This is a genomic window from Burkholderia sp. S-53 (assembly GCF_025560745.1).
GTDB lineage: Bacteria > Pseudomonadota > Gammaproteobacteria > Burkholderiales > Burkholderiaceae > Burkholderia > Burkholderia pyrrocinia.
On the sequence record NZ_CP090484.1, the window covers coordinates 287626 to 302868 of the forward strand.

Annotated in this window: 16 protein-coding genes; 13 read left to right on the top strand and 3 right to left on the bottom strand. The window is 66.5% G+C overall.

Going from position 1 to position 15243, the window contains the following annotated elements:
* The first annotated feature begins 55 nt into the window (after positions 1–55).
* From LXM88_RS23385 to LXM88_RS23435, 10 genes are all read left to right on the top strand, one after another.
* Positions 56–331, top strand: coding sequence for a hypothetical protein (locus tag LXM88_RS23385; protein WP_262544722.1), 276 nt, complete (start codon positions 56–58; stop codon positions 329–331).
* A gap of 261 nt (positions 332–592) precedes the next feature.
* The gene (locus tag LXM88_RS23390) at positions 593–1627 is read left to right on the top strand and encodes a succinylglutamate desuccinylase/aspartoacylase family protein (protein WP_262544723.1); all 1035 of its coding nucleotides are present in this window, start codon (positions 593–595) and stop codon (positions 1625–1627) included.
* Between the two features lie 108 nt (positions 1628–1735).
* Positions 1736–2032, top strand: coding sequence for a type II toxin-antitoxin system MqsR family toxin (locus LXM88_RS23395; protein ID WP_262544725.1), 297 nt, complete (start codon positions 1736–1738; stop codon positions 2030–2032).
* 2 nt (positions 2033–2034) lie between these two features.
* Positions 2035–2436: a type II toxin-antitoxin system MqsA family antitoxin gene (locus LXM88_RS23400; RefSeq protein ID WP_262544727.1), complete on the top strand. Its 402-nt coding sequence runs from the start codon at positions 2035–2037 to the stop codon at positions 2434–2436.
* Between the two features lie 315 nt (positions 2437–2751).
* Positions 2752–3312 carry a GNAT family N-acetyltransferase gene (locus tag LXM88_RS23405; protein ID WP_262544730.1) on the top strand — a complete coding sequence of 187 codons (561 nt, stop codon included), beginning with the start codon at positions 2752–2754 and terminating at the stop codon, positions 3310–3312.
* Positions 3313–3366: 54 nt separating this feature from the next.
* Complete coding sequence (locus LXM88_RS23410) at positions 3367–4308, top strand: ABC transporter substrate-binding protein (protein ID WP_262544732.1); 942 nt, start codon at positions 3367–3369, stop codon at positions 4306–4308.
* A 52-nt stretch (positions 4309–4360) separates the two neighbouring features.
* Positions 4361–5410 carry an LLM class flavin-dependent oxidoreductase gene (locus LXM88_RS23415; RefSeq protein WP_262544734.1) on the top strand — a complete coding sequence of 350 codons (1050 nt, stop codon included), beginning with the start codon at positions 4361–4363 and terminating at the stop codon, positions 5408–5410.
* A 7-nt stretch (positions 5411–5417) separates the two neighbouring features.
* Complete coding sequence (locus tag LXM88_RS23420; RefSeq protein WP_262544736.1) at positions 5418–6770, top strand: LLM class flavin-dependent oxidoreductase; 1353 nt, start codon at positions 5418–5420, stop codon at positions 6768–6770.
* Positions 6771–6842: 72 nt separating this feature from the next.
* The gene (locus tag LXM88_RS37115; RefSeq protein WP_318654709.1) at positions 6843–8633 is read left to right on the top strand and encodes an amino acid ABC transporter permease/ATP-binding protein; all 1791 of its coding nucleotides are present in this window, start codon (positions 6843–6845) and stop codon (positions 8631–8633) included.
* A gap of 34 nt (positions 8634–8667) precedes the next feature.
* Positions 8668–9603, top strand: a complete 936-nt coding sequence (locus tag LXM88_RS23435; protein ID WP_262544737.1) for an ABC transporter substrate-binding protein — start codon at positions 8668–8670, stop codon at positions 9601–9603.
* Positions 9604–10110: 507 nt separating this feature from the next.
* On the opposite strand, the gene LXM88_RS23440 is transcribed toward LXM88_RS23435, so the two are convergent.
* The 3 genes from LXM88_RS23440 to LXM88_RS23450 are packed head-to-tail and all read right to left on the bottom strand — an operon-like array spanning position 10111 to position 11650.
* Positions 10111–10911, bottom strand: a complete 801-nt coding sequence (locus LXM88_RS23440; protein ID WP_262544739.1) for a Fic family protein — start codon at positions 10909–10911, stop codon at positions 10111–10113.
* Between the two features lie 55 nt (positions 10912–10966).
* A complete protein-coding gene (locus tag LXM88_RS23445; RefSeq protein WP_262544741.1) occupies positions 10967–11200 on the bottom strand; it encodes a transcriptional regulator in 234 nt (77 codons plus the stop codon).
* A gap of 57 nt (positions 11201–11257) precedes the next feature.
* Positions 11258–11650, bottom strand: a complete 393-nt coding sequence (locus tag LXM88_RS23450) for a site-specific integrase (RefSeq protein ID WP_262544743.1) — start codon at positions 11648–11650, stop codon at positions 11258–11260.
* Positions 11651–11967: 317 nt separating this feature from the next.
* Between LXM88_RS23450 and LXM88_RS23455 the strand changes: the two genes are divergently transcribed.
* The 3 genes from LXM88_RS23455 to LXM88_RS23465 all read left to right on the top strand — a co-directional run bounded on the left by LXM88_RS23455 (position 11968) and on the right by LXM88_RS23465 (position 15220).
* Positions 11968–12885 (top strand): alpha/beta hydrolase family protein, encoded by a 918-nt coding sequence (locus tag LXM88_RS23455; protein WP_262544745.1) that lies wholly within the window; start codon positions 11968–11970, stop codon positions 12883–12885.
* Entirely contained in the window at positions 12882–13313 is a 432-nt protein-coding gene (locus tag LXM88_RS23460; protein WP_262544748.1) for a MarR family winged helix-turn-helix transcriptional regulator, read from the top strand. Before LXM88_RS23455 ends, LXM88_RS23460 begins: the two co-directional genes overlap by 4 nt.
* A 464-nt stretch (positions 13314–13777) precedes the next feature.
* Entirely contained in the window at positions 13778–15220 is a 1443-nt protein-coding gene (locus LXM88_RS23465; RefSeq protein WP_262544749.1) for a sialidase family protein, read from the top strand.
* Positions 15221–15243 lie beyond the last annotated feature (23 nt).

Consider the following 15243-nt stretch of genomic DNA (forward strand, 5'->3'; position numbering starts at 1 on the left):
GGCTGGCACTCTTATTGCTCCCTGACAGGGAAACAGGTTGTCAGGGAGACTCAACATGAATACCGTCGAAGTCCTCAGCCGCAGCGAAACCATCGACGAACAGGCCGTGATCGACGGTGCGTCGCTGATCCGGCGGCTCGTTTCCGAGCGCCGCATGCCGGCTACGCGTGAAGCCGCGTGCGTCGACAATCCGCCGCTGACGCTGTACGGCGCGTTTCGCCAGGGCGTTACCGATCACGCCGCGCGGCGCGCGAATCCGTATCGCGCGGGCAGCCGTTTCTGGGCACTGTGGGAAGAAGGTCGTATCGAAGCTGAAACATCGGGCCGCTGAGTCGGCCGCACGCGCCGCTCCTGTCGCGACAACGGATCGGCGCGAAACCGGATGCACGAATGCGGCCGGCCCGCGCGCCGGCATGCGTTCACTGATGCAACATCGCGCGCGGTCTCGCGAATCGGCGAATCGATAGGCCGGCTCGCACATGCGCATTCACGCGCATGCCGGTCGACGGCGTTCGGCGTGGCGCGCGCCGCGCGTCGCGCGGCGGTCGTTTCCCGATAAGATGGCAGATTCCGTTCATCGAACGATGCCGCCATGACCGCCTCCTCCTCACACCGAAATCCCATTCACTGCGAAATCGATCTCGACGCGCAAGGCAAGCACGCGGGCTATCTGCGGCTACCGCATTCCGTGCACCGCTCGGCATACGGCTGGCTGCCGATCCCGATCGCGTCGATCCGCAACGGCGAAGGCCCGGTCGCGCTCGTGATGGCCGGCAACCACGGCGACGAATACGAAGGCCAGATCATCGTGTCGCAGCTGATGCGCGAGATCGAACCCGAGATGGTCAGCGGGCAGTTGATCCTGCTGCCGATGGCGAATTTCCCCGCGGCAGACGCGGGCCTGCGCGTGTCGCCGCTCGACGAGGGCAACCTGAACCGCAGCTTTCCCGGCGATCCGGCCGGCACGCCGACGCAGATGATTGCCCACTACATCGAGCATGCGCTGCTGTCGCGTGCGCAGTACCTGGTCGACCTGCATTCGGGCGGCAGTTCGCTGCTGTATCACGGCGGCAACATGCTCGCGATCGATCCGCTCGACGCGGACGAAGCCGCGAAGCTCAACGGGCTGCTGGTCGCGTTCGGGTTGCAGAATGCGCTGCTGCACGCGCCGAACCCCGTGCATTCGGCGTCGGCCGCACGCCGGCAAGGCGCGATCTCGATCGTGACCGAACTCGGCGGCGCGGGCATGGCCGATCCGTCGCTGATCCGGATGGGCCGCCACGGGCTGCTGCACTACCTCGGTTTTATCGGCCTGCTGCGCGGCGCGCTCGTGCCCGACGCGCCGCCGACCGTCACGCGCTTCATGCGCGTCGATGGCGACCGCCACTTCGTCTATGCGTACGAGCGCGGGTTGTACGAACCGCTCGTCGAACTCGGCGACCAGGTGAAGGCCGGACAGCCGGCCGCGTGGGTGCATTTCCCCGATACGCCGCTGCGCGAGCCGATGCTGCATCGGTTCAAGGGCGACGGCGAAGTGGTGTGCAAGCGCGTGCCCGCGCAGGTGCGTCGCGGCGATTGCCTGTTTCAGCTGGCGGAGTTGTCGGCGGCGCCGAGCGTTGGCCGATAGGCCAGTTCCGGATTCACCCCCTTTCCGTGCAGTCTGTCATTCATGACGGACGGCACACGTGCGTCATTAACCAACTTGACAAATCAACCCTTTTGGTTATGATCGCAGATGGAAAAACACACGCCTCATTGCAAGCTGTCTCGGGTCCGAACGCTCATCGAGAACGGCAACGTGCGTTTGACCGCGAGTGCGGTATTCGGCGCCCGGCAACTCGGTTTTACGGAACAGGAGGCTGTCGGTGTCGTCATGTCGCTGACAGCGGTCGATTTCTACAAGAGCATGACGACGTATGCCGACCATACGATCTGGCAAGACGTCTATCAACGTCGTACCGTCCGTGGCGACGTGTACCTGAAACTGACGGTGATCGACGACGTGCTGATCGTGTCTTTCAAGGAGCGGTGAAAATGAAGTGCCCTGCCTGCGGTGCCGCCAAACTGGTCCGCGATACGCGAGACATTCCCTATACGTACAAGGGTCGATCGACCGTCGTCCGCGATATCACCGGTGATTTCTGCCCGGCCTGCGGAGAGTCGGTCCTTGATCTCGACGAGGCGACCCGTCTCGGCGACGCGATAACCGAGTTCAACAAACAGGTGAATTCGACCATCGTCGACCCGAAGTTCATTTCGAAGGTCCGCAAGAAGCTGCGGCTGGATCAGCGCGAGGCGGCCGAAATATTCGGTGGCGGTGTCAATGCGTTCTCACGTTACGAAACCGGCAAGACGAACCCGCCGCTTGCCCTTGTGAAGCTGTTCAGGATCCTGGATCGCCATCCGGATCTGCTCGCCGAAGTGCGAGCCGCATAGACGTGCGCCGTTCAGGATTGCGCATGCGTGAAACACCACCTTCGACGCATGCGCTCTCCTTCCCCTTCTCCCACCCCACTCCCGCTGCAAGCCTTCTGACGCCTGCCGCGAAATCCTTATCGAAATTGCTTCGTTCGCCTTTGCCGGCCGCGCCGCTAACGTGTTCAAAACGGCGGCGGCCCGCCACATGCATCGCAGGATGCGCACCGGCCGCCGTCATCACGACAACCGCGTCGCGATAACGGAACAGACCGGACGGGCCGCGTGCCCGAGCCCCGACAGGAACGTCCGCATCGCGCGCCCTTCGCGATGCCCATGGCCACGACCGACCGCCTCATCGACACGACGCCGCTCGACGTCCGCGCGCAGCCGCTGATCGACGCGCTGATCGACGAGTATTCGACCCGTTACAACGCGTACCGCCCCGACAGCCGCGCGTCCGCGCGCGACGAACTCGCGCGCTACCCGGCCGAACTGTTCGCGCCGCCCGAAGGCGCGTTCGTGCTGCTGCTGCGCGACGGCGAAACGATCGGCGGCGGCGCGTTCAAGCGCTACGACGCGCAGACCGCCGAACTCAAACGCATCTGGACCCGCACGGACCTGCGCCGCCAGGGCCTTGCACGGCTCATCGTCGACGCGCTCGAACTGCGCGCCGCGCAGCACGGCTACCGGCGCGTGTACCTGACCACCGGCTTTCGCCAGCCCGAAGCGTGGGCGCTGTACGACCGCACCGGCTATACGCGGCTGTTCGATTCGTCGATCGCCCCCGAAGCGTATTTCCACCTGCCGTTCGGCAAGGATCTCGCCGATCCGTCGCGCACGTCGACGCTCGCCGACCTGTGGGCGCCCGTGCCCGAACCCGTCTTGCCGCGCTGAGCGCGCGGCTGCCCCGCTTTCGCCCGATTCCACTTTCCACGACAGGACGTCTTCATGCAACGAGCCGTACCGCTTTCTTCCCGTGCCGTCCGCACGCTGGCCGCCGCGCTGATCGGCCTGACCGCATTCGCCGCGGCCGCCGCGACATTCGACCTGAGCCCCGAGCAGCGCGGCCGCCCGCGCGGCACTGCCGATGCGGCCGTCGAACGCGCGGTGCCCGCGTCGTTCAAGTTCGCCGAGCCCGGCACGCTGACGATCGGCATCGCGCCGAGCCTGCCGCCGATCAGCTCGTATGCGACCGACGCGCGCACGGTGATCGGCTTCGACGCCGACGTCGGCCAGCTCGTGTCCGACAGCCTCGGCCGCAAGCTGAAGATCGTCGCACTCGCGTGGGCTGACTGGCCGCTCGCGCTCGAATCGGGGAAAGTCGACGCGGTGATCTCGAACGTGACCGTCACCGAGGAGCGCAAGCAGAAGTTCGATTTCTCGTCGTACCGCCACGATCTGGTCGGCTTCTACGTGCGCAACGACAGCAAGATCCAGGCGATCCGCGAGCCGAAGGACGTCGCGGGGCTGCGCGTGGTGACCGACGCCGGCACCAACCAGGAAAAGATCCTGCTCGCGTGGGACCGCGAGAACGTCGCGCACGGGCTGAAGCCCGTGCAGATCCAGTACTACGACGACCAGGCGATGCGTATCGTCGCCGTGCAGTCGGGCCGCGCCGATGCCGTGTTCAGCGTGAACTCGGTGCTCGCGTATCAAAGCGCGCAGCAAGGCAAGACGCGGCTCGTCGGCGCGATCAGCGGCGGCTGGCCGCGTACCGCCGACATCGCGATCGCGACGCGCCGCGGCAGCGGGCTCGCCGAGCCGCTGACCGTCGCGCTGAACGGGCTGATCAAGACCGGCCGTTACCAGCAGGTGCTCGACCGCTGGAACCTCGCATCCGAAGCGATCGACCAGTCGCGCACGAATCCGCCGGGGTTGCCGAAAAGCTGAGCACCGCGCCCGCCCCCGTCCATCCACGTCTCACGCAGGAACGCCGCCCACCATGTCTTATTCGCTTTCGTTGCTGGACAAGAGTCCGATCGCCGACGGCGCGAACGCCGCCGACGCACTGCGCTTCACCACGACGCTCGCGCAACGCGCCGAACAGCTCGGCTACGAGCGCTTCTGGGTCGCCGAGCATCACGGCACGCCGGGCTTCGCAAGTTCGGCGCCGGAGATCGTCGTCGCGCACCTGCTCGCGCACACGTCGCGCATCCGCGTCGGCTCGGGCGGCGTGATGCTGCAGCACTACAGCCCGTTCAAGGTCGCCGAATCGTTCAAGCTGCTGGCCGCACTCGCGCCGGGCCGCGTCGATCTCGGCATCGGCAAGGCGCCCGGCGGGCTGCCGCTGACCACGCGCGCGCTGCAGTGGTTCCACGACAAGGCGCGCAAGCCCGACTTCGCAGGCCAGCTCGCGGAGCTCGACGCGTTTATCGGCTGGGGTGTCGCCGAAGATCATCCGCTCGCCGGCGCGGTCGCGATGCCGGTGCCGCCGCAGCCGCCCGAACGCATCCTGCTCGGCGGCTCGCCGGACAGCGGCGCGCTCGCCGCGCGCCACGGCTGGCGCTTCTGCTACGCGGGGCATTTCAACGGCGACGACGCGAATCTCGAGCGCTCGCTCGACGCGTACCGCAGCGCGGGCGGCACGCGGCCGCTCGTCGCGCTGTACGCGGTGGCCGCGCCGACGCGCGACGAGGCCGAACAACTGATCGGGCCGCTGAAGATCTTCAAGCTGCAATTCGCGGGCGGCCAGAGCTTCAACCTCGCGAGCGCGCAAGCGGCCGCCGAATTCGCACGGCAAAGCGGCGCGTCCGATTACCGGATCGACGAGCTGCGTCCGACCGTGCTGGCCGATACGCCCGAGCGCGTGCACCGCGCGCTCGATGCGCTGAGCCGGCGGCTCGACGTCGATGCATTCGTGATCGATTCGCCGGTGACCGACTACGCGGCGCGGCTCGCGTCGGTCGAATGGCTCGGCGGCGCGCTGTCGGCCACGCCGCTGCATGCGGCCCTCGCGGCCGACCGCTCCCTCTCCCCTGACCAGAACGCGTGACGCTCCCATGACGACCCGACGATCGATCCCCTTCGGCCTGATGCTGCAAGGCGCAGGCAGCCACATGAACGCATGGCGGCACCCGAGCAACCCGCCGGACGCAAGCATCAACCTCGACTTCGCGATCGGCATCGCGCGCAAGGCGGAAGCCGCCGGCATCGCGTTCGCGTTCGTCGCGGACGGCCTCTACATCAACGAGAAGTCGATCCCGCACTTCCTGAACCGCTTCGAGCCGCTGACCGTGCTGTCGGCGCTCGCGGTCGCGACGAAGAAGATCGGGCTCGCGGGCACCATATCGACGTCGTACAGCGAGCCGTTCACGGTCGCGCGCCAGCTCGCGTCGCTCGACGCGATCAGCGGCGGGCGCGCCGGCTGGAACGTCGTGACGACGCCGCTCGAAGGCACCGCGAAGAATTTCGGCAAGGCGCATCCCGATCACGAACTGCGCTACGAGATCGCCGACGAATACCTCGACGTCGTGCAGGGCCTGTGGGATAGCTGGGACGACGACGCGTTCGTGCGCGACCGCGCGACCGGCCGCTTCTTCGATCGCGACAAGCTCCATACGCTCGATCATCACGGCCGATTCTTCCAGGTCGCGGGCCCGCTCAACATCCAGCGCTCGCCTCAAGGGCAGCCGGTGATCTTCCAGGCCGGCTCGTCCGACACCGGCATCGGGCTCGCCGGGAAATACGCGGACGCGGTGTTCACGCATTCGCCGTCGCTCGACGAAACGGCCGCGTTCACGCGGCGCGTGAAGCAGAGCGCGATCAAGCACGGGCGCCGCGCCGACGACGTAAAGATCTTCCCCGGCGTCGGGCCGATCGTCGGCCGCACGGACGCCGAGGCCGAAGACAAATACCAGGCGATCCGCGACCTGCTGACGATCGACGAGGCACTCGCGTATCTCGGCCGCTATTTCGATCACCACGATTTCACGCAATACGCGCTGGATCAGCCGTTCCCGGAACTCGGCGAGCTTGGCCGCAACAGCTTCCGCTCGACCACCGACCGCATCAAGGCCGACGCGAAGCAGAAGGGCCTGTCGCTGCGCGAAACGGCGCTCGCGGTCGCGACGCCGCGCCCGAACTTCATCGGCACGGCCGAGCATGTCGCCGACGAACTGATCCGCTGGCACGACGCGGGCGCCGGCGACGGCTTCATCCTCGGCTTTCCGGTGCAGGCGCAAGGCGTCGACGATTTCGTCGAACTCGTGATTCCGGTGCTCGAGGCGCGCGGCCGCTACAGCCGCGACCTGCCCGGCACGACGCTGCGTGACCACCTCGGCCTGCCGCGCAAGGCAAGCCGCCACGCGGCGCCCGGCACGGCACCGGAAACGGCGGCCGAAGCGCACGCCTGACACACCCCACGGGCCGACGCACCGCGCCACCCGTGCGCGGCGTTCCCGACCGATTCGAGGACTTCCAACGACATGAGCGACACGACCCACCTCGGCGGCGCGCTGCCGCCGCTCTCTTCCCCCGGCGCGCGCGAGCCCGGCACGCGTTTCCGGATCGTGCCCGCACGCCACCGGGCGCGCACGGCCGGCACCGTGCTCGCCGTCGTGCTGATCGCGATCGCGCTGCATTCGATCCTCGGCAACCCGCAATGGGGCTGGCCGGTGTTCGCCGAATGGTTCCTGTCGCCGCCGGTGCTGTCGGGGCTCGCGCGCACGCTGGTGCTGACGCTGCTCGGCGCGGTGTTCGGTTTCGTGCTCGGCGCGTTCGTCGCCTTGGCACGGCTGTCGCGTTCGCGCCTGCTGTCAGCCAGCGCGTGGACCTTCGTGTGGCTGTTCCGCTCGATTCCGCTGATCGTGCTGCTGCTGATCCTGAACAACCTCGGCTACCTGTACGAGCACGTGCGGCTCGGCGTGCCGTTCACCGACATCGTGTGGTTCGAAGCGCCGACGACCGACCTGATCAGCCCGTTCCTCGCGGCCGTGCTCGGCCTCACGCTGAACCACGCGGCGTTTTCCGCGGAGGTGATCCGCGGCGGCATTCTCGCGGTCGACCAGGGCCAGCTCGAAGCGGCCGCCGCGCTCGGGCTGCCGCGCGGCCGCCAGACCGCGCGGATCGTGCTGCCGCAGGCGATGCGCGCGATCCTGCCGACCGCGTTCAACGACCTGATCATGCTCGCGAAAGGCACGTCGATGGTGTACGTGCTTGCGATGCCGGAACTGTTCTACACGGTGCAGGTGATCTATCGCCGCAATCTCGAAGTGATTCCGCTGCTGATGGTCGCGACCGTCTGGTACCTGATCATCCTGACCGTGCTGTCCGCGATCCAGGTGCAGGTCGAGCGGCACTATGCACGCGGCGCGCTGCGCAATCCGCCGCCGTCCGTGCTCACGTTCGCGCTCGCGCGCATCGGCGTGCTGTGGCGGCGCGCGACGTCGCGCAATTCGGCGTCGATCGTGCAGGCCGAAGGCGATAGAGAAACCGTTGCCGCCGCCGTGCCGCGCGCCGGCGGCGAAGTGGCCGTGCATGGCGTATCGAAGCAGTTCGGCATGCAGCGCGTGCTCGACAACGTATCGTTCGTCGCGCCGCGCGGCAGCGTGACCGCGATCGTCGGGCCGTCGGGCTCGGGCAAATCGACGCTGCTGCGCACGATCAACCATCTGGAACGCGTCGACGACGGCTTCATCGACATCGACGGCGAACTGATCGGCTACCGGCGCGACGGCGACGTGCTGTACGAACTGAAGGAGCGCGACGTGCTGACGCGGCGCACGGCCGTCGGGATGGTGTTCCAGAACTTCAATCTGTTCCCGCACCTGACGGTGCTCGACAACCTGATCGAGGCGCCGGTCTCCGTCGCCGGCGTCACGCGCGACGCCGCCGAGCGCACCGCCCGCACGCTGCTCGCGCGCGTCGGCCTGGCGGATAAAGCCGATGCGTACCCACGCCAGTTGTCCGGCGGCCAGCAGCAGCGCGTCGCGATCGCGCGGGCGCTTGCATTGCGTCCGAAGGTGCTGCTGTTCGATGAACCGACGTCCGCGCTCGACCCGGAACTCGTCAACGAGGTGCTCGACGTGATCAAGGAACTCGCACGCTCGGGCACGACGCTCGTGATCGTCACGCACGAGATCGGCTTCGCACGCGAAGTCGCGGACAACGTGCTGTTCATGGAGCGCGGGCGCATCGTCGAGGCCGGGCCGCCGGCCGCCGTGCTCGACGCGCCGTCGCATCCGCGCACGCGCGCGTTCCTGTCGCGGGTGCTGTGATGCGCGCCGCTCCCGACCTGCGAGGCGCCGCACGATGATCGATCGACGTCAATTCATGACCGCCGCGCTGGTCGCGGCATCCGGCAGCGTGTGGTCGCGCGTCTCACACGCGGCGGCCGCCGCTGCCGACCTCGACCCGCGCCAGGCCCGCCGCCTTCGCGCGGAGCGCGACGACGCGGCGATCCGTGCGGCAGCCGGCTACCGCTGGGTACGCGATGGCGCGTTCACGGTCGCGATTTCGCCGCACGCGCCGCCCGTGTCGACTTACGCGACCGATGCGCGCACCGTGGTCGGCGCCGATCCCGACTATGCGCAGCTCGTCGCCGACGCGCTCGGCCGCACGCTCGCGCTGGTGCCGATCGCATGGGCCGACTGGCCGCTCGGGCTGACGTCCGGCAAGTACGACGCGGTGATCTCGAACGTCGGCGTGACCGAGAAACGCAAGGAGAAATACGATTTCACGACCTACCGGCTCGGGTTGCACGGCTTCTACGTGCGCTCCGGCAGCCCGATCGCGAAGATCGCCGGGCCGAAGGACATCGCGGGCCTGCGGATCATCACCGGTGCCGGCACGAGCCAGGAGCGCATCCTGCTCGAATGGAGCCGGCGCAACGTCGCGCAGGGGCTGAAGCCGACCGAGCTGCTCTATTTCGACGACGATGCGACCGCGCGCGTCGCGCTGCTGTCGGGCCGCGCCGATGCGGAGCTGAACCCGAACGCGTCGCTCGCATACGAAGCCGCGCGCAGCGGCAAGCTCCGCAGTGTCGGTGTTGTCAATGCCGGTTGGCCGAACAATGCCGACGTCGCGATCGCGACACGTCGCGGCAGCGGCCTCGCGCCCGCGCTGACGCTTGCGACGAATGCGCTGATCGGCAACGGCCGCTACGGGCAGGCGCTCGCGCGCTGGGGTTTGCAGAGCGAGGCGATCGCGCGGGCGGAGACCAATCCGCCGGGGTTGCCGTCGTTCTGAAGGCCGCCTTGTTTGGAAACCGGGTCCACGCCAATGTTTTCCGATCTATCGCTTGACGTTGTTCCAAGCCCTTATCACGGCAGCCAGAAGCTCGCGTTCAGGTACGCCATTTCTGACCCATGCTTGCGGTCCCTTATGCTCGCATGTCTTATGTTCAACGTAGGCAACACCGGCCGCTTTGACCGTCTCAATGTCCGTTCGTCCATGACATTTCGGGCACGGAGCGAGCGTGAAGATTTCGTTCGTCATATGTTCGCTTTTCCCGTCTACGCGGCGTAAATCTTCTGGCCGAACAAGTCGAGGCTATTGAGGCATCGCTTCGCTGCGTCATCGGTCGCCTGCTCGTCAGCTTGCGTCACCGCAACCGCTCAGTAACGGTCTGATGTACGTCAATGCCAAAGCGCTTGCTGAATCGCGCTACACAGGAGCCCTCGTGACCTGTCACCCACACGGTGTCGCCGCCCGCCGAGACGTCGATGCTGTAAGGCTGTTTCAGCATTTCCTGAATTACGTCCGAAAACCCGGCGACGGCGGAGCCGTATCCGATGCGGGTGCATGACGCAGCCCGAGCACGTCGAGATACGTGTCGAGCGAGCGCTGCACGGATTCGGCGACCAAGCACGTGATGTCGCCGTAATCGCCACTGACGCAGGCTTTGTCGAGCGAGTCGTAGTAGGCAAGTCGATCCTCTTTACGGATGATCGCGGGCGGATAGCCTGCCTTCATCAGCTCGAAGTTGAGCAGCAGCCGTCCCGTCCACCCGTTTCCATCAACGAACGGATGGATCTTCACGAATCGCGTGTGCAGTTCCGCCGCCCGCTCGACCGGATGCGTGTCTCCAACCGCCGCGTACCAGTCGATCAGCGCGGCCATGTCGGCAGACAGATGCATGAAGTCCGGCGGGATCGTACTCGCACCTGCGATCACCACGTTTTCGCGGCGATACCGGCCCGCTTCTTCAGCGTCGATGCCTTTCAGAACAAGACTGTGGATGTTCCGGATCTGCCATTCCGAAAGCGCTTCCCCCTTCGACACGATGTCCTCGACGTAGACAATCGCATCGCGATGGTTCGTTGCCTCGAAGTGCTCGCGAAGGGACTTACCGCCGACCGTGATTCCTTCAAGCACCACCTTCGTCTCACGCAGCGTCAGCGTGTTGCCCTCTATCGCGTTCGAGTGATATGTCCATTCAAGCAACAGTTTTTCGCGCAACGAGGCAACCGTGTGCTGCGGGAGCGGGCGCGCAGCGTCGAGTGTCGCCCTATCGGCGTCGATCGTATTCAGCAGCGCGGCAGTTTGATTCGGCATTTGCTTCTCAAGGCGAGGTTCACTATCCGTCATCTTATATCCCCATTGGGGATGGTCAGGCGCGTTTCCGCTTGTTCCGCCATTGCAGGATTTCCAGCACGTATGACCGGCCCATATCGGGCATGGTGCGCGAATCAGGGGAGTCTGCTGGCAGAAGCCACTTGTCCAGCGTGCGCACGGCAATGCTCAAGCGTGCGGCGAACTCCGCCCGCGTCATACCCAGCCGATCCATCGCTACACGCAGCAGTTCCTGTTGGGAAAGTGCTGCGAGATCTTCCTTCGTTGTCATGCGTCTAGTTAACGGTCAAAGTCACTTCCGCCTTTATGTCCCCAACGGGGACAACAATCAAGCATCGAAGAAAACCCCGATGAGAGGAATGTTTGCCATAGGTCCCTGCCACTTGCTCCGCTCAAGCGCCGTCACCTTGGCATGCTTCCAGCGCCCTTCGATGTACCGCGCGAGAGCAGCAACGGTTCTGGGATGACTCAGATAGACACAACGGACCTTCGAGCCTTTGGTGATCGCGCCTCGCAAACTCACTTCTTCGCGGAGACGGCCGGACGGTAACAGCACGTCGGCGATTTCGATTTGAGCAATTTCCGACACTCGCAAGCCGCAGGTGAATCCCAGCGACAGCACGAGGACGTCGCGCTCACGGTGTCGGCTCGTCGCGTCCGTGACACGCAGAAAGTGACGAATCTGTGAGCTGGTGAGGGTCTTTGCACGCTTGGGTTCCATCGGTTCTCCGTCTCGGAATCCGCTCGACTTCGAGCCTGTTACGAGAGAGAAACGACACGGCGCTCCTTTTCAGCGTAACCCGCGTCGAGCCTGAGGTCCCCGGAAAAGACGACGAAGCGGCGCCGGCGCACATATTTTCGCTGCGCCCCGCCATCCATCAACCGTGAAATACAGACACCCCACTTTATGAAGAGAGGTGCCGTGCACGTTCGCTCTTGGGCGCAGCCTTCGAATGATCCCTCGACAGATATTTCGCACGCGAAATACATTCCGGACTATATTTCGCATACGAAATAACTCCCGGAACGAGGACGGCCATGACCGCTCAACCCATCGAGTTCTCCGCCATCGACGGTTATCCGCTGCGCGGCACGCTGTGGACGCCCGACGCCGAACCGCGCGCGCTGGTGCTGATCCATCCGGCGACGGCGGTGCCGGAGCGGCTGTACGCCGGTTTCGCACGTTTCCTGACCGGGCGCGGGTTCGCGGCGCTGACCTACAACTATCGCGGCATCGACGCGTCGCGGCCCGCGCGCCTGAGCGGGCTGCAGGCCAGCATGCGCGACTGGATGGAGCTCGACGTCGGCGCCGCGACCGCATGGGCGCGGCAGGCGTACGACGGGTTGCCGCTGCTGGCGGTCGGCCACAGCGTCGGCGGGCATGCGATCGGACTGTCCGCCGGCACGGTGCACCTGCGCGCGGCCGTGCTCGTCGCCGCGCACGCGGGCACCACACGGCTGATCGAGAGCGCGGCCGAACGCATGAAGGTGCGCCTGATCCTGCGCGTGCTCGGCCCGCTGATGTCCGCGCTGCTCGGCTACGTGCCCGGCAAGCGGCTCGGGCTCGGCGAGGATCTGCCGGCCGGCGTGTTCCGCGAATGGAGCCGCTGGACGACGCTGCCGCATTACTTCTTCGACGATCCGGCCCTCGGCGCCGCCGAACGCTACGCGAAACAGCGGCTGCCGATCCTCGCGCTGGGCTTCGACGACGATCCGTGGGCTACGCCCGCCGCGATCGACCTGCTGGTAAGCTACCTGACCGGCGCGGCGGTCGAGCGCCGCCAGGTCGATCCGCACGCGGCGGGCAGCGGCCCGGTCGGGCACATGGGCTTCTTCCGCAGCCGGCCGGGCTCGGTGCTGTGGCCGGGCGTCGCCGACTGGCTCGCGCAGGCGCTCGACGCGCCGCGCCACGCGGGCCGTCCGTCCCTTTCCATTGCTGTCGGGAACCCAGCTTGAGCGAACAACGACGACTGTTTTTCCTGTTGAACCTTGGCCAGCGGCGCGTGCAGCGCTGGGTCGACCGCAAGGCGGAAACCAATACGCGCGCGAGCGCCGCGCAGGCCGGCGTGCTGTTCTTTCTCGACAAGCAGGACGGCGCGCTGATCGGCGAAGTCGGCGCGGCGCTGCAGCTCGCGCCCTCCGCGATGACCGGCCTTGCCGACCGGATGGCGAAAGCCGGACTGATCGCGCGCCACGCCGATTCCGACGACGGCCGCGCGACGCGCCTGTTCGTGACCGACGCGGGCCGGGCGGCGCTCAAGCATGCGCGCGTGCTGCTGCGCGAATTGAACGAGAAGCTGTGCGACGGCTTTTCCGACGAGGAACTCGATGTCGTCGCACGCTGGCTGCATGCGTTGCAGGAGCGGTTTCCGGCGGAACGCTGAGCAACGCACGTCGCACGGGAACGATTGCAATTCATCTTTCCGTTTCGATTTGCCGTGCTCGCCACGGCAAATTTTGCCCGCGCGTTTGCGCTCGTTCGGCAACGCTTTCCGGCTATGCCGCTGTTACAAAAAATTGCCTGCCGCGCCGCACCCGAATCAACTACATTGCAATCCACTTCTACGCATTCTTCGCCTGTCCGAACCGGCTTCCTGGCCGGGCGGCATCAACGACACATCCGTCACAAGCAATAAAAACGAATAGGAGTCTTGACCGAAGTGCTGGCGGTATCCAGCGCACGCGGATCGCGATGGCTGAAGCGGCATCCTGAACGACACGTCCCGGCGGCATGCATCCTGCGCGTCGCCGCGACACCCCGACCCGGGCGGCCCGTGCCGCCGCGCATCGGCTCGCACGGCCTCGTTCCGCCGCACCATCGCGGCCGCACGTCAACGAGGAGCAGTCCATGCGACGAACTATCGTGTCCCACCCGCTATTCACCTGCCTGCCCGCCGCGATGGCACTCGCCTGTGCCGCCGCGCACGCCGATCCCGTGCTCGTGTCCGGCCCCAGTCCATACGCCGCCTGCACCATCGGCGGGCCCGGCACCGTCTATGTGAATGCCGAGGTCGAACCGTGGCTCGCGGTCAATCCGGCCAACCCGCAAAACATGATCGGCGTGTGGCAGCAGGACCGCTGGTCGAACGGCGGCGCGCACGGCCATGTCGCGGGCTACACGTTCGACGGCGGCGCCACCTGGGCGCGGACGACGCAGCCATTCAGCGCGTGCGCGCCGGGCGGGCTGTCGTACGAACGCGCGTCGGACCCGTGGGTATCGATCGGGCCTGACGGCACTGCGTACTCGGTCGCGATCACGTTCAACCAGTCGAACAACAGCAACGCGGTCGCCGGCTCGGTATCGACCGACGGCGGGCAAACGTGGAGCAGTCCCGCATTGCTGGTTGCGAACAACGAACCGACGACGCAGTTCTTCAACGACAAGGAATCGGTGACGGCGAACCCGGTGAAGGCCGGCACCGCATACGCGGTATGGGACCGCCTCGAACTGCCGAACGGCAACCCGTACGCGAACCTGCACACGCAGGCGTTCCGCGGGCCGACGCTGTTCTCGAAGACGACCGACGGCGGCAAGACGTGGAGCAAGGCGAGGGTCATCGTCCACGTGCGGTCGCGCCAGCAGACGATTGGCAACCAGATCGTCGTCGATCCGAAGAGCGGCACGCTCTACAATTTCTTCGACCTGATCCAGCCGCCGTTCAGCAAGGCCGCCGGCAAGGTCGCGTTCATCAAGTCGACCGACGACGGCGCGACGTGGACGCAGCCGCAGGTGATCGCGGGGCTGCAGACGGTCGGCGTGACCGACCCGAACACCGGCGAACCCGTGCGCACCGGCGACATCATTCCCGAGCCCGCGATCGATCCCGTGTCGGGCCAGCTTTACGTCGTGTGGCAGGACAGCCGCTTCAACGGCGGCAACTACGACGAGATCGCGCTGTCGACGTCGAAGGACGGCGGTGCATCCTGGAGCGCGCCGCTGCAGGTCAACACGCCGACCGGCCGGCCGGCCTTCAATCCGTCGGTGCGCGTCGACAACACGGGCGCCGTGATGGTCACCCACTACGACTTCCGCGACCTGCTGGCCGGGAACACGACGACGCTGCCGACGGGCTTCTGGCGCAAGATCTCGCTCGACGGCGGCACCACGTTCGTCGCCGAGCGGCGCGTCGCCGGCCCGTTCGACATGAAGCTCGCGCCGAACGCGGAAGGCTTCTTCATCGGCGACTATCAGGGCCTCGACGTCGGCCCGTCGTCGTCGTTCCATCCGTTCTTCGTCCAGACCAGCGCGGGCAACCTGACGAACCGCACGGACGTGTTCTTCGCCCAATAAGCCGAACCGGGCTGCAAGGCCGC

Excerpts from the sequence above, each read along its gene's own strand:
- LXM88_RS23385 (WP_262544722.1), top strand. The coding sequence starts at position 56 with ATGAATACCGTCGAAGTCCTCAGCCGCAGCGAAACCATCGACGAACAG.
- LXM88_RS23390 (WP_262544723.1), top strand. The coding sequence starts at position 593 with ATGACCGCCTCCTCCTCACACCGAAATCCCATTCACTGCGAAATCGAT.
- LXM88_RS23395 (WP_262544725.1), top strand. The coding sequence starts at position 1,736 with ATGGAAAAACACACGCCTCATTGCAAGCTGTCTCGGGTCCGAACGCTC.
- LXM88_RS23400 (WP_262544727.1), top strand. The coding sequence starts at position 2,035 with ATGAAGTGCCCTGCCTGCGGTGCCGCCAAACTGGTCCGCGATACGCGA.
- LXM88_RS23405 (WP_262544730.1), top strand. The coding sequence starts at position 2,752 with ATGGCCACGACCGACCGCCTCATCGACACGACGCCGCTCGACGTCCGC.
- LXM88_RS23410 (WP_262544732.1), top strand. The coding sequence starts at position 3,367 with ATGCAACGAGCCGTACCGCTTTCTTCCCGTGCCGTCCGCACGCTGGCC.
- LXM88_RS23415 (WP_262544734.1), top strand. The coding sequence starts at position 4,361 with ATGTCTTATTCGCTTTCGTTGCTGGACAAGAGTCCGATCGCCGACGGC.
- LXM88_RS23420 (WP_262544736.1), top strand. The coding sequence starts at position 5,418 with ATGACGACCCGACGATCGATCCCCTTCGGCCTGATGCTGCAAGGCGCA.
- LXM88_RS37115 (WP_318654709.1), top strand. The coding sequence starts at position 6,843 with ATGAGCGACACGACCCACCTCGGCGGCGCGCTGCCGCCGCTCTCTTCC.
- LXM88_RS23435 (WP_262544737.1), top strand. The coding sequence starts at position 8,668 with ATGATCGATCGACGTCAATTCATGACCGCCGCGCTGGTCGCGGCATCC.
- LXM88_RS23440 (WP_262544739.1), bottom strand. The coding sequence starts at position 10,911 with ATGCCGAATCAAACTGCCGCGCTGCTGAATACGATCGACGCCGATAGG.
- LXM88_RS23445 (WP_262544741.1), bottom strand. The coding sequence starts at position 11,200 with ATGACAACGAAGGAAGATCTCGCAGCACTTTCCCAACAGGAACTGCTG.
- LXM88_RS23450 (WP_262544743.1), bottom strand. The coding sequence starts at position 11,650 with ATGGAACCCAAGCGTGCAAAGACCCTCACCAGCTCACAGATTCGTCAC.
- LXM88_RS23455 (WP_262544745.1), top strand. The coding sequence starts at position 11,968 with ATGACCGCTCAACCCATCGAGTTCTCCGCCATCGACGGTTATCCGCTG.
- LXM88_RS23465 (WP_262544749.1), top strand. The coding sequence starts at position 13,778 with ATGCGACGAACTATCGTGTCCCACCCGCTATTCACCTGCCTGCCCGCC.